This window comes from Myxococcales bacterium, from assembly GCA_016712525.1.
Lineage (GTDB): Bacteria > Myxococcota_A > Polyangia > Polyangiales > Polyangiaceae > JAAFHV01.
This window is the reverse complement of the sequence record JADJQX010000007.1, coordinates 410,432-422,981: the sequence shown is the minus strand read 5'-3', so window position 1 is coordinate 422,981 and position 12,550 is coordinate 410,432. Positions and strand designations below refer to the sequence as shown.

10 protein-coding genes and 1 tRNA gene are annotated in these 12,550 nt (G+C 69.8%); 4 read left to right on the top strand and 7 right to left on the bottom strand.

All coding sequences use genetic code 11. The annotated features are described in order from the left end of the window. Positions 1 to 3: 3 nt before the first annotated feature. A complete protein-coding gene (locus IPK71_18960; protein ID MBK8215816.1) occupies positions 4 to 987 on the top strand; it encodes an ABC transporter ATP-binding protein in 984 nt (327 codons plus the stop codon). Then, positions 984 to 2,540, top strand: a complete 1,557-nt coding sequence (locus IPK71_18955; GenBank protein MBK8215815.1) for an ABC transporter permease — start codon at positions 984 to 986, stop codon at positions 2,538 to 2,540. The genes IPK71_18960 and IPK71_18955 overlap by 4 nt, the downstream gene beginning before the upstream one ends. Before the next feature lie 39 nt (positions 2,541 to 2,579). Here IPK71_18955 and IPK71_18950 read toward each other — a convergent pair whose 3' ends face one another. From IPK71_18950 to IPK71_18930, 5 genes are all read right to left on the bottom strand, one after another. Continuing rightward, a complete protein-coding gene (locus IPK71_18950; protein MBK8215814.1) occupies positions 2,580 to 3,914 on the bottom strand; it encodes a serine/threonine protein kinase in 1,335 nt (444 codons plus the stop codon). A 16-nt stretch (positions 3,915 to 3,930) separates the two neighbouring features. After that, positions 3,931 to 4,662, bottom strand: a complete 732-nt coding sequence (locus tag IPK71_18945; GenBank protein MBK8215813.1) for a hypothetical protein — start codon at positions 4,660 to 4,662, stop codon at positions 3,931 to 3,933. A gap of 62 nt (positions 4,663 to 4,724) precedes the next feature. After that, positions 4,725 to 4,798 (bottom strand) — tRNA-Ile (locus IPK71_18940). 122 nt (positions 4,799 to 4,920) lie between these two features. Further along, entirely contained in the window at positions 4,921 to 6,249 is a 1,329-nt protein-coding gene (locus IPK71_18935) for a hypothetical protein (protein MBK8215812.1), read from the bottom strand. Continuing rightward, entirely contained in the window at positions 6,246 to 8,132 is a 1,887-nt protein-coding gene (locus IPK71_18930) for a bifunctional homocysteine S-methyltransferase/methylenetetrahydrofolate reductase (protein ID MBK8215811.1), read from the bottom strand. The genes IPK71_18935 and IPK71_18930 overlap by 4 nt, the downstream gene beginning before the upstream one ends. Before the next feature lie 130 nt (positions 8,133 to 8,262). Here IPK71_18930 and IPK71_18925 point away from each other — a divergent pair, with 130 nt between their 5' ends. Together IPK71_18925 and IPK71_18920 are read left to right on the top strand one after the other, a co-directional pair. Continuing rightward, on the top strand, positions 8,263 to 9,855 hold the full coding sequence (locus IPK71_18925; GenBank protein MBK8215810.1) for an FAD-binding oxidoreductase: 1,593 nt from the start codon (positions 8,263 to 8,265) through the stop codon (positions 9,853 to 9,855). Then, entirely contained in the window at positions 9,852 to 10,322 is a 471-nt protein-coding gene (locus IPK71_18920) for a hypothetical protein (protein ID MBK8215809.1), read from the top strand. Before IPK71_18925 ends, IPK71_18920 begins: the two co-directional genes overlap by 4 nt. 71 nt (positions 10,323 to 10,393) lie before the next feature. On the opposite strand, the gene IPK71_18915 is transcribed toward IPK71_18920, so the two are convergent. Both IPK71_18915 and IPK71_18910 read right to left on the bottom strand, forming a co-directional pair. Continuing rightward, positions 10,394 to 11,317, bottom strand: coding sequence for a pirin family protein (locus IPK71_18915; protein ID MBK8215808.1), 924 nt, complete (start codon positions 11,315 to 11,317; stop codon positions 10,394 to 10,396). 160 nt (positions 11,318 to 11,477) lie between these two features. After that, on the bottom strand, positions 11,478 to 12,509 hold the full coding sequence (locus IPK71_18910) for a ribose-phosphate pyrophosphokinase (protein MBK8215807.1): 1,032 nt from the start codon (positions 12,507 to 12,509) through the stop codon (positions 11,478 to 11,480). Positions 12,510 to 12,550 lie beyond the last annotated feature (41 nt).

The window sequence follows — 12,550 nt, the reverse complement described above, 5'->3', positions numbered from 1 at the left end:
CCGATGATCTCGGTCCGCGGCCTGTCCCACGTGTTCGGAGATCGCCAGGTCTTGCACGACGTCTCGTTCGAGGTCGGCGCCGGCGAGATCTTCGGGTTCATCGGCCCGAACGGAGCAGGAAAAACCACGACGATCCGCGCGATGGCGACGCTGCTCGAGCCGACCTCGGGCACCATCGAAATCGACGGCATCGACGTCACGGCCGCGCCCGAGCGCGTGCGAGCGCGGGTGGGCTACATGCCCGATCACGCCGGGGTGTACGAGCGGCTCTCCGTGCGGGAGTACCTCGAGTTCTTCGCGGACGCCTACGCCGTCTCGCGAGGGGGCCTCGACTACAGCGTGGTCGACGCCGTCCTCGAGCTCACCGATCTCGCGAAGCTCGACTCTCGGATCGTGTCGACCATGTCGAAGGGGATGAAACAACGTCTGCAGCTCGCACGGATCCTTCTCCACGATCCCAAGCTTCTCATCCTCGACGAGCCGGCGAGCGACCTCGATCCGCGCGCGCGCATCGAGATGCGTGACCTCCTGCTCGAGCTCCGCGGCCTAGGAAAGACGGTGTTTCTCTCGAGCCACATTCTCACCGAGCTCGCCGACGTATGCACCTCGGTCGCCATCCTCGAGCGCGGTCGCTTGGTCGTGTCCGGACCGATCGGAGAGATCTCCGATCGCCTCGCGGCGGCCCACTCCCCAGAGGCACGGGTCACTTCGGGCTCGGCGCGCGCACGCCCCCGCGCGCTCCGGGTGAAGACCCTCGGGGCGAGCCTCGACGACGTCCGGCGCGCCACGTCCGGGCTCTCGGAGGTGACGTCGGTCGGCGCGGGCTCCGCGGGTTCGGTATCGATCGCCCACCTTGGCGACGACAAGACGGTCGCGAAAATCGTCGCGACCCTCGTCGCCGCGGGCGTCCCCGTGTGCGGCGTGGAGCCCGAGCGGAACGAGCTCGAACGGATCTTTCTCGAAGTGACCCAAGGAGACCTTCAATGACGGCCAAGCCCACACTCTTCGAGAGGGTCGCGTCCTCGAGCCCGATCTGGGTACGTGAGATGCGGCAGTCGGCGCGGCTCGCAAAGACGCCGTGGGTGCTGCTCTCGCTCACCGTCACGGTGAGCCTCGTCTTGGCCTCGGCCGGATGGATAGGGAGCCAGAGCCGGGCGAGGCCGGCGGTCGTGGGCTCGATGCTCTTTCAGGCATTTTTCGCGATAGCGACGATGGTCGTGGCGATCGTGGGTCCTGCCATCGCCGCGAACGCCGTGGCGGCCGAGCGCGAGGGACGCACCTGGGAGGCGCTCGTGCTGACGGGGATGACGGCGCGTGACGTCGCGCTCGGCAAGCTCCTCGCCGCCTACTCGACGCTAGCGCTCTACGTGGTGACCCTCGCCCCCGCCGGAGCGCTCGCGTTCGTCTTCGGAGGCGTCACGGCCACCGAGGTCGTCCTCGCCTTCGGGATCCTCTTCGTCCTCGCCGGCCTCGCGGTGGGGTTCGGTCTCGCGATGAGCTCGCTCATGCCGAGCCTCCGCGGAGCCTTGCTCACGACCCTCCTGGGAGCCGCGGCGATCGCCCCCGCGCTCGGGCTCGTCTTTGGCTTTGGCGGCTCCCGTGTCGCGCACGACATGTTCCGCGCCGTCCCGGCGCAGACGCCCATTTGGCTCCCTCTCGCCCTCACACGCGCCGACTTCGGACCGCTCTACGTCGTCTTGCTGGTGCTCGTCCCGGTCGGGCTCGTCCTCGTCGCGGGGCGCTTTCTCTACGCGCTGACCATCGCGAACCTCGACGAAGCCGGCGCCGATCCCGCGTCGCGCCTGACCCGCTGGTTTCTCTCCGCCACCCCGGCGGTCCTCGGGCTCCTCGCTCTCCCTCCCGCGCTCGCTCGGTCGGGGCGCGGCGAGCTGACGGTGCTGTCCCTCGGCACCCTCGCCACGTTCGGCTACTTCGGCGTGCTCCTCTTCGCGCGCGAGCCGGTCGCACCTTCACGACGTACGCAAAGAGCATGGGACCGCGATGGGGCTTCCTGGCTCGCCCGAGGGCTCGGCGGTGGCGCGGCCTCGAAAGCCGCCCTCGTGGCGACGACCATGAGCTTGTCGCTCGTGTGCCTCGCCTGGTTGGGCTCGCGCGCAGCCGACGCGGATCATTCCCCCGAGACTAGCCGCATGTGGGTCGCGCTCGCCGCTTCGTACACCATTCCCTTCCTCGGCTTCACGGCAGGGCTCATGGCCTGGCTGCGCGCGCGAGGGACGTCGGTTTGGGTGGCACGAGCCGTGTCGATCGCGACCGTCCTCGGCGCGCTCGTCGGCCCGTGGCTCGTTGCGGCGCTCGTGTCGGCCATTTCCGGGGATCCGGCGCGTACATGGATGGCTCTCGCGTCCCCGAGCCCCTTCTACGTCGCCACCATGTTCGACGCCGTGTCCCCATATGCCGGCATCGACACGGCTCGCATTCACGCGGGGCTGGTCGCTGAGCTCGGGTGGACGTTCGCAGCCGCCGTCCTCTTCGCGCGCGCATTCGTGCTGGCGCGCCGAACCGAGGACCGGGAGCGCTGACTGCGACACTCGGGGCGGTGTATGCGGGTATCTCCCGGATCAGCGCAAGACGAGGAGCGCGACGGCGGCGAGCACCAACACGACGCCACCGGCGATCGCAGGCACGAGCCAGGCTGGGGTCTTGCTCGGCACCCCAGCCAACGCGACCTCGACGTCCGGAGGCGACTCGAGGACACGGGCGGGACCGCTGGGCGCCTGGCTCGCGGCGGCGTGGTGAGACGGGGCGGGTGCGGGTGCGCGCGAGGGGGCGTGCGCTGGTGGCGGAGCCGACGCCCCGAACGGATCGCGCGCGGGGGCCGCGAACGGGTCCGCTTCGGCAGGACGAGGCGCCGCGGGGACGGCCGTCTCGAGCATCTTCGTGAGCTCGGCGAGGGGAATTTTCGCCCACTCGAGGTGCGAACCGGAGAGCCCGTACGCATGTCCGATGGCGTCCGCGAAGGCGCCTACCGACGGCTGCCGGTGGTTCGGGTTCTTCGCGAGCGCAAGCTCCATGACCTCGTCCATCGCGGCCGGGATCGGGTACTTCGCGTCTTTGCCCTTCTGCGTGGGCGGCGTCGGATCCTCGGTGAGGATGGCGAGGAGGATGGATGGACCATTGTTGCCGGAGAACGGCACCGTCCCGACCATGCACTCGTACGAGATCGCCGCGAGCGCGAAGACGTCGGCGCGGGCGTCGAGCGTGTCGAGCCCCTGCGCCTGTTCGGGCGCCATGTAGAACGGCGATCCGATGGTCGTGCCCATCACCGTGAGCTTCTTCGCGTTCGCGTTCTTGTCCTTCACCGAGCCGAAGTCCAAGATCTTGGTCGCGTCACCCTCGCGGGATCCACAAAGAAAGAGGTTGTCGGGCTTCAGATCGCGATGGATGAACTTGGCCGCGTGGGCGGCGTCGAGGCCGATGGCGACGTGCGACACCATGCGCACGAGGCGCGCGGGCTGAAGGAACTTCTCGCGCTTCAGGACGACGCGGAGCTCCTCCCCGTCCAAGAACTCCATCACGAGGATCCAAGCCCCCGCTACCGGATCCCGCTGGAAGTCGAGCACGCGGACCACGTGGTCGTTTCCAAGCTGACTCGAAATTTCATATTCACGCTTAAAACGGGCAAGGGCGACCTCGTCGCGGGCGACGTCCTCGTGGAGCACCTTGATGGCGATCCGGCTGTTCGTCTCCTTGTCGATGCCCTCGTACACGCGCCCCATCCCGCCATCGGCGACGATGCGCCGCACCTCGTAGCGCCCGCAGAGACGGAGGCCCACCCGTGGGTCTTCGGCGTTCGCTGCGGGGAGCGTGCTCGACGAGACGAGGCTCGCCCCGTCCTGCGGACAGAAGGCGCCGTCGTCAGGGTACGTCCGATAGCACTTCGGGCAGCTCTTCACGGTCGGGGCCCTCGCTTCACGACACGACGCTCGGTGCCGTGGGTGGCACGAAGAAGATGATCCGATTGCACGACGGGCACTGCTCCACGAGCGGCTCGCGACGCAGGCGGTGGAAGAGCTGGGGCGGGAGGGCCATGTTGCACGCGCTGCACGTGCCGTTCGTCGTCTTGGCGACGCCCGAGCCTCGCTTCTGACGGACCGCCTCGTAGCGGCGGTAGAGCACGGGCGGGAGCGCCTTGACGAGCGACTCGCGGCCCCCCGCCTTGGAGCCGTGGGCCGATTCGAGCTCGGCCACGTTCGCCGAGATCGCCGCCTCCTTCTCGCCGAGCTCGGCGAGGATCGCGGTCTCCTCCGCGCCAGCCGCCTCGAGCGACGCGCGAATGGCCTCGATCGACTTGGCGAAGCGCTCGATCTCCTCTTCGCGATCGCGCTGGAGCTTCTTCAGCTCCTCGATCTCGCGTTGCGCGGCGTTCGACTCTCGCTCGGTGCGAACCCGGTTGAGCTTGTCGCGCGAGGCCTCGAGCTGGGTGCCGTTGGAGCGGAGCTCCGATTGGGCGTCGTTGCGGGCCTTCTCGGTACGCGAGAGGTTCTCCTTCTCACCCACGATGGTGGCACGCACCGCGGTGAGGCGAGCGTTCAGCCCCTCGAGCAGGCCCCGTTCTTCGGCGAGCTTGTCGGACGTGGCCCTGAGCTCGGCGTCGAGCTTGGCAAGGTCTTCGAGGACACGAATCTGTTCGGCGATGGTCAAGCCCGATTCTCCCGAGCGAATGAGGTCGTCCCACCGAGGGTGGGGGCGAGAAAGAATGAGGGTAGGCCCACCTGGGTTCGAACCAGGAACGGCCCGGTTATGAGCCGGGGGCTCTCACCGATTGAGCTATGGGCCCTCGTCTTCACGCGAGGACGAAGCTAGACGATGCGGCACGAAGAAGGAAGGACACTCGAGCCGCTCGGCCTCGGGGGCCTCTTCGGGCGCTCCCACAGCAGCCGACGCCCGTTGAACGGGAGTTCAGGGGCAGCGCATTCGCCGCAGCATTCCCCTCGCCGGGCCGCCGTCACCTTGGACGATCGAGGCGGCGAAGAGGGAGCCCTCCGCGTACGCCACGAACCTGCCGCCCAGGGCCAGCGGCTCGCGGGACTGCACGAACGGGGCGTCGCGCGAGACGAGCATCGTGCGCTCCGAGCCGTCGACGAAGCTCACGAAAGGCCCCACGACGGTCGCGCCCCCCGACACACCGAAGGGTACGAGCTCGGACGATGTCGCAACTCTTCCGCCATGAACGGGAACGCGTACGATCCGCGACAACGAGCCGTCCCGCTGCACGGCGGCGTCCACGACGACCACGTCGAAGCCGTCGCCCTCCGGCACGAGCTCGAACGACGACGCGAATCCCCGCGCCTTCGGTGTGACGGGCACGGCGACCCCTTTGGGCCTGCCCGCCTCGTCGAGCGCGAGCACCTCGACCCACTGGTGGGAGCGCTCCTCCCCGGGGGCCTCGAGGTACGCGCCAGCGACGTCCGCGTCGGTGAGCCCGCCGTCGGTACCGACGCCCTCCCGCGCGAGCCACGCCACGAACACCTCCCCCTTCGCGGTTCGTACGAGCTTCGGAGTGTCGGCGTCGGTCTCGTAGGGCGAGACCACGACCGGCTCGGAGACCTTCCCGCCGGCGAACGTCGCGACCTTGACGATCCCTCGAACGACGCGGTCCGAGTCCTCGTCCCATGCGACGAGGCCGGTCTCACGGGAGCTCGGGAGGAGATCGAACGCCGAGGACTCGTCGGCCTGCTCCTTGACGCGCACGACAGGCGCGAGCGTGTCGCCGTCGAGCGACGCGATGGACAGCACCCGGGGTGGCGCCGCACCACGAACCGCGCCGCTCGGCGCGACCGCGGGCTTCGCCATCGGCTCCGGCTTCACGTGCGTGGCCACGAACCTCCGCCCGCCGCACGCAGCGCACGAGGTGACGATGGGCGCCGCGTCCCCCGCCGAGAGCTCCCCCAACGCGAGCGAGCGGACCTTGCCCAGCGCGAGATCCGCGACGACCACCGCGCCGACGCGCGCCCCGTCACGACCGAACGAGACACCGACCGCGAGCCCTCCTGCGCCGACGTCCGCCGAGCCGACCTCGAGCGAGTCCCCTCCTTCGAGCGGCGCCTCTGCGAGGGCGACCGTGCAGCGCGCGGCGAGCTCACCGGCATCGACACGCGCGTCCACCCCACCGGCCTCCGCGCTCGGAACGGCCCCTTCGCCTTGACGAGTCTCGCGGCACGAACCGCAGCCGACGAGCCCGCCCCCGAGCACGCACGCGAGCACCGTCGCCCGCACGAGCCGGCTCATCGGTCGAGGTAACCGTCGACGACCTCGAGCGCGAGCTCGTAGCGCTCGAGGGGTGGCATGATGTACGCACCCGCCACCCGTCCGCGCACGGCGGCCAGCATTTCTCGGGCGATCGCGACCCCTTCGGCGCGCGCCTGCGGCCCCGATCCGGCCTTTCGCATGCGCTCGCGAACCGCGTCGGGGACCGACATCCCGGGCACCTCGTTGTGGAGGAACTCGGCGTTGCGGTAGCTCGCGAGCGGCAAGAGACCGACGAGCACGGGGAGCCCGAGGGGCGCGATGTCGTCCAAGAACTTGTCGAGGACGACGGGGTCGTACACCGGCTGGGTCATCACGAGCTCGGCACCGGCAGCCTTCTTCTCGGCGAGGCGACGGAGCTCACGCTCGTAGTTGAGGGCCGCGGGCTCGGCCCCCGTGGCGAGGAGAAACCGCGTGACCCCGCCGAGCGGCTTCCCGCCCGGATCGACGCCATGATTCAGCTTCTGCGCGAGCTTGAGGATTCCGATCGAGTCGAGGTCGTAGACGGCCGACGCATCGGGGAAGTCGCCCATTTTCGGCGGATCCCCCGTGATGATGACGAGGTTCTTGACGTCGAGGTCGTGGGCGCCAAGGAGGTGCGCGAGCGTGCCGAGCAGGTTTCTGTCGCGCCCGCACACGTGGAGGATGGTCTCCATTCCCGCCTCGCGCTGCACGCGGACGGCCATGGCGAGGTTCACCATGCGGGCCTGCGCGCGCGCGCCGTCGGCGATGTTGACGACGTCGATGCCACCGGCCTTGAGCATCTTCGCCGCGACGATCGCTTTCGTGGGATCGAGGCCCACAGGAGGGTTCACCTCGACCGACACGACGAAGCGCTTCTCGGAGAGCTTCTTCGCGAGCAGGCTCTTCTCCGCGAAGGGCACGGGAGGGAGCGTCGGACGGGCGGAGGTGCCTCGCGAGAGGACCTCGACCTCGGTGGGCTTCGGCTCGGCCTCCGCGCTGGCCGAGCCCGCCATTTTGGCGGCGGCGGCGATGCGCTTGATGTGCTCCGGCGTCGTGCCGCAACACCCGCCCACGAGCTTCACCCCGAGCTTGAACATGCGACGCGCGTAGACGCCGAAGTACTCGGGCGTCGACACGTAGACGAGCCGCTCGTCGACGCGGCGCGGGAGGCCCGCGTTCGGCACCGCGTAGACCGGGAGCCCCGACTCGAGCATCGCCTCGGCGGCGTCGAGCACGGTCATGGGCCCTTCGGAGCAGTTGATGCCGACGACGTCGACCCCGAGATCTTTCAGCATGAGGGCGAGCTCGCGGGCCGACGTGCCGTCCGACATGCGGCCGTTCTCGTCGACCGAGGCGCTCGCGATCACGGGGATCTTGGTGCCCGCGGCCTCTCGGGCCGCCGCGACGGCGAGCTTGATCTCCGAGGTCTGCCGCATGGTCTCCACGGCGAGCACGTCGACCTCGGCGGCGACGAGCGCGTCGCACTGCTCGCGCAGGGCCGACTTCACGCGGTCCATGTCCGCCGCGCTCGGATCGCCCATGAACCAGCCGCTCGGCCCGACGTTGCCGGCCACGTAGGCGCGCGTCCCCACGGCCTCCCGCGCGAGGGCGACGGCGGCGGCGTTGATCTCGGCGACCTTCCCCGCGAGCCCGTGCTTCTCGAGGCGGAGCGCGTTGGCCCCGAACGTGTTCGTGACGATCACGTTCGCCCCGGCGCGGAGGTAGTCGTCGTGGATCTTCTTGACGAGCTCGGGACGGGAGAGGTTGAGGTCCTCGAAGCACGCGCTGTAGAGCACGCCGCGCTCGTAGAGCTGCGTGCCCATCGCGCCGTCGACCACGAGCCCTCCTTGGGCGATCGCTTCGAGGAAGGGCTTCTCGGGACCTTTTGCGCCGTGTGTCATACGCGGCGATGCCTTAGGCACAAACGCGGAGCGACGCAAGTCGACCTTTCGCGCGAAGGTCGGGGGATCCGCGCGCCTTCCCCGGAAAGCCGCGCACCCGACGACGCACTCCGGGTACTCTCCTCGTCCGATGACGTCCCTCCTCGATCGGCTGTCCCACGTGGTCCCCGGCGTTCGAGCTTCCGACGAGCGCGTCGAGCGGGTCGCCTACGCGCGCGACCTGTGGCCTCGCCATCACCTCGCGGTGCGCTCCGGCACCGGGACGCAGGGGCCCTTCGAGCCCGGCGCGATCGTGTGGCCCGAGTCGACCGACGACGTCGTAAGAATCGTGAAGTTCTGCGCAGATACGGGCACCCCTCTCGTACCTTTCGGGGCGGGCAGCGGCGTGTGCGGGGGCGTGCTCCCGACGAGCCGAGCGCTCGTGCTCGACATGAAGCGCATGGCTCGCATCGTCTCGATCGACAAAGCGCGCCCCTCGGTCCTCGTCGAGGCCGGGGCCATGGGCCTCCCGTTCGAGGACACGCTCGGACGTCACGGCTTCACCCTCGGTCACTTCCCGTCGTCGATCGTGTGCAGCACCGTCGGCGGCTGGATCGCGGGGCGCAGCGCCGGCCAGTGCTCCGGGAAGTACGGGAAGATCGAGGACATGGTCGAGTCGCTCGAGTGCGTCACGGGTCTCGGCGAGGTCGTCACGCTTCATCGGCGGGGGCACGGTCCGAGCCTGCTCCCGCTCGTCATCGGGAGCGAAGGGACGCTCGCCGTGATCACCCGCGCGACCCTTCGCCTGCACCCGAAGCCTGAGGCGCGTGCCTTCGCCGCGTTCGCCTTCGACTCGACCGAGCAAGGCTGGGAGGGCATGAGAGAGCTCTTTCAGCGGGGCCTCCGGCCGGCGGTCGCTCGCCTCTACGATCCGTTCGACGCGATGCTCGCCCGCCAAGGCACGGTGAAGGCCGACCGCGCGGCCTCCGAAGGCCCCGGCCACGCGGCCCCCGGAATGGGCCCGGCCGTGCTCCGTACGATCCTGCGAGCCCCCGGCGCCATGAACGCCCTCGTCGAGGGGCTCGGGAGCCGAGTCTTCGGAGGAGCGCTGCTCGTGCTCGTCTTCGAGGGGTCGGCCGCCGAGACCGAAGCCGACGCGCGCCGAGCCCGGCAGCTCCTCGAGGCACGAGGCGCGCGCTACGAAGGCGAGGGCCCGGCACGAAAGTGGCTCGCGCACAGGTACTCGGTGAGCTACCGGCAAGCCCCCGTGTTCGCAGGCGGCGCCTTCTCCGACACGATGGAGGTCGCGGCGTCGTGGGACAAGCTCGGCGCCCTCTACGACGGCGTCCGGCGGGCGCTCGGCTCGACCGTGTTCGTCATGGCGCACTTCAGCCATGCGTACCCCGACGGCTGTTGCATCTATTTTTCGTTTGCGGGGAGCGCGCCTCGTTCCGCGGCCAAAGGCGAGTGGGACAAGAGCTGCGAGGCCGTCTACGACCGCACGTGGCGCGCCGCTTTGGCCGCCGCCGTCGACGCCGGAGGCACCCTCGCCCACCATCACGGCGTCGGGAGATCGAAGGCTCCGAAGCTCGCCGCCGAGCTCGGGAGCACCGGCATTTCGGCGGGACTCGCCGCGAAACGAGCCTTCGATCCCAAGGGAATCCTCAATCCGGGCGCGCTCTTCCCGCCCATCTCACCTTCCCCCACCCTGGCGCGCGCCGGCGCCTTCGGAGACGAGCCATGAGCCGCATCGTTCTCGACCGTGTGAGCCTCCTCGCCGACGTCGCGGCCGACGTGAGCGTGCGCGACCTCGAGTCGCACCTCGCCGCGGAGGGCCTCACCCTCGGCCTCCGCGAGATCCCCGAGGTCTCCCTCGGCGCCTTCGTCGCGCGCGGCGCGGAAGAGGCGCCCTCGCCGTGGGACGACCCTGCCGATCATCTCGTCGCCGGGTTCACGGCCACCCACGTCGCGACGGGAGAGCGCCTCGTCGTGCGCGCCGCACCACGCCGGAGCACCGGCCCCGACCTCTTCGCGCTCGTCGCGGGGATGCACGAACGGTACTACGTGCTCGACCGAGCGACGGTGCGTGTCCACCTCGCGAGCGCTCCGCGTGTCGTGCTGCCCTTCGAGGCGGCCTCGGCCCCACCCCCCGGAGACGTCGAGCTCGCCCTCCTCGAGAGGCTCGGCGCCGAGCTCGCCAAAGGGATCTGAGCGCGCGCGGCTGCTGCGAGCCCTTGCGGTGCGCAAGGGGCGGACGATGCTCCTTCGCCGGTCTCTCCGCGTCAGTCGCGCCCGAGCGTGCCGTGCCGGTAGTCGTAGTAGGCGCGCTGGATCTCCTCTTCGGTGCTCATGACGAAGGGGCCGGACTGGACGATGGGCTCTCCGAACGGCTTTCCCGCGGCGAGGAGCAGCGAGGCTCCGCGCTCACCGGCCGTGAGCACGACACGCTCCCCGCGCTCGAGCACGCCCACCTCGGCGGCCCCGAGCGTGCGCCCCTCGATGTCGACCGCGCCCCCGCCGACGAACACGAACGCCGTGTGGGACATCGGTGTGGGCACGTCGATCCTATGGCCCGGGAGGAGCGTCACGTGGGCGAGCAGCGGGGCCGAGGGACGATCGCGCACGGGGCCGCGGGCTCCGAAGAGGTCGCCCGAGACGACGCGCGCCTCCCCTTTGCCGTCGAGGGACACCCGCGGCACCTTCTCGGGTTGGACGTCTTGGTAGAACGGCTCCGTCATCTTCTCCGCTCGGGGGAGGTTCACCCAGAGCTGGAAGCCGCTCATGAGCCCGCGCTCCTGCTCGGGCATCTCGGAGTGCACGATCCCGCGCCCCGCCGTCATCCACTGGATGCCGCCGCCACCGATGAGCCCCGAGTTTCCTCGGCTGTCCTTGTGCCGCATCCGACCGTCGAGCATCACCGTCACGGTCTCGAAGCCCCGGTGCGGATGGTCGGGGAAGCCGGCGATGTAGGCGTCGGGATCGTCCGAGTGGAAGCGGTCGAGCATCAAGAACGGGTCGAGGTTGCGCAGCTTCGGCTGGCCGATCACCCTCGTGAGCCGCACGCCGGCGCCGTCGCTCGTAGGCATGCCGGAGAGCGCACGCGCGATCCGTCGCGACGACGTGGGAGCGGCGACCGGCTGGGGCCCCTCGCTCCGGGTGCACCCGAGACCGCCGACGGCGACCGCCGCGACGACCTGCGACAACATTCCACGCCTCGAGATCATGGTCACGAGCGTAGGTCGCGTCGGCCCGTCCGGGAATGGTCGCGACACGCCGTTCTCCGTAGGAGAACGACGGCGGCGAATCCTCGGACGAGAGACCCCAGCAGGCGTTTCCCCTGAGGCGGAGGCCGGAGCCCTCCGAGGATCAGGCGAAGAGCGACGAGACCGACTCGCCCGAGTGGATGCGCTTGATGGCCTCGGCGAGGAGGCGAGCGATGGTCACCTGCTTGATTTTTCCGCAGGCCCGCGCAGCGTCGGAGAGCGGGATGGTGTCGGTCACGACGACCTCCCGGAGGGGCGACGCCGCGATGCGCTCGATGGCTGGACCGCTCAGGACGCCGTGCGTCGCGCAGGCGACCACGCTCTTCGCGCCGTTGTCCATGAGGGCCTTCGCGGCGCCCGCGAGCGTACCGGCGGTGTCGATCATGTCGTCGACGATGACGCAGTCGCGCCCGCGCACGTCACCGATGAGGTGCATGACCTCGCTCACGTTCGCGCGCTCCCGGCGCTTGTCGATGATCGCGAGCGACGCGTTCAGGCGCTTCGAGAAGGCGCGAGCGCGCTCGACGCCGCCCGCGTCGGGCGAGACCACCACGCACGACGAGTCGAAGCTCTTCTTGAGGTAGTCCTCGAGCATGACCGGCATGGCGTAGAGGTGATCGAACGGGATGTTGAAGAAGCCTTGGATCTGACCTGCGTGGAGGTCGACCGAGACGACGCGCGTGATGCCCGCGGCTTGGAGCAGGTCGGCGACCAGCTTGGACGTGATCGGCGTGCGAGGGGCGACCTTCCGGTCTTGCCGAGCGTAGCCGTAGTAGGGAATGACCGCCGTGATGTGCTTCGCCGACGCGCGCTTCAGCGTGTCGGCCATGATGAGGAGCTCCATCAGGTTGTCGTTCACGGGGCTCGACGTCGACTGGACGATGTAGGCGTCGACGGCGCGTACGTTCTCGCCGAGCTCGCAGAAGGTCTCGCCGTCCGAGAAGCGGACCACGCGGGCCTGCGCGAGGGGGATCTCGAGGGTGCTCGCGATGGCCGTGGCCAAGGCGGGGTGCGCGTTTCCGGTGAAGAGTCGAACCTGGGTGTGCACGCAAGTCTCCCGCGTTGTCGCGAGCCCGTGGCCCGTGAATTTGCGCGTGGTGTAGCCCCGTGACCTGAGCCTGTCAACGCACTGCATCGCATTCTTTCGGCGGTGGGTGAACCGGCTACTCTGTGGGC

Bases quoted from the DNA above. Each gene is read 5' to 3' on its own strand.
- IPK71_18960 (MBK8215816.1), top strand. From the start codon at position 4: ATGATCTCGGTCCGCGGCCTGTCCCACGTGTTCGGAGATCGCCAGGTC.
- IPK71_18955 (MBK8215815.1), top strand. From the start codon at position 984: ATGACGGCCAAGCCCACACTCTTCGAGAGGGTCGCGTCCTCGAGCCCG.
- IPK71_18935 (MBK8215812.1), bottom strand. From the start codon at position 6,249: ATGAGCCGGCTCGTGCGGGCGACGGTGCTCGCGTGCGTGCTCGGGGGC.
- IPK71_18930 (MBK8215811.1), bottom strand. From the start codon at position 8,132: ATGACACACGGCGCAAAAGGTCCCGAGAAGCCCTTCCTCGAAGCGATC.
- IPK71_18925 (MBK8215810.1), top strand. From the start codon at position 8,263: ATGACGTCCCTCCTCGATCGGCTGTCCCACGTGGTCCCCGGCGTTCGA.
- IPK71_18920 (MBK8215809.1), top strand. From the start codon at position 9,852: ATGAGCCGCATCGTTCTCGACCGTGTGAGCCTCCTCGCCGACGTCGCG.
- IPK71_18915 (MBK8215808.1), bottom strand. From the start codon at position 11,317: ATGTTGTCGCAGGTCGTCGCGGCGGTCGCCGTCGGCGGTCTCGGGTGC.
- IPK71_18910 (MBK8215807.1), bottom strand. From the start codon at position 12,509: ATGCAGTGCGTTGACAGGCTCAGGTCACGGGGCTACACCACGCGCAAA.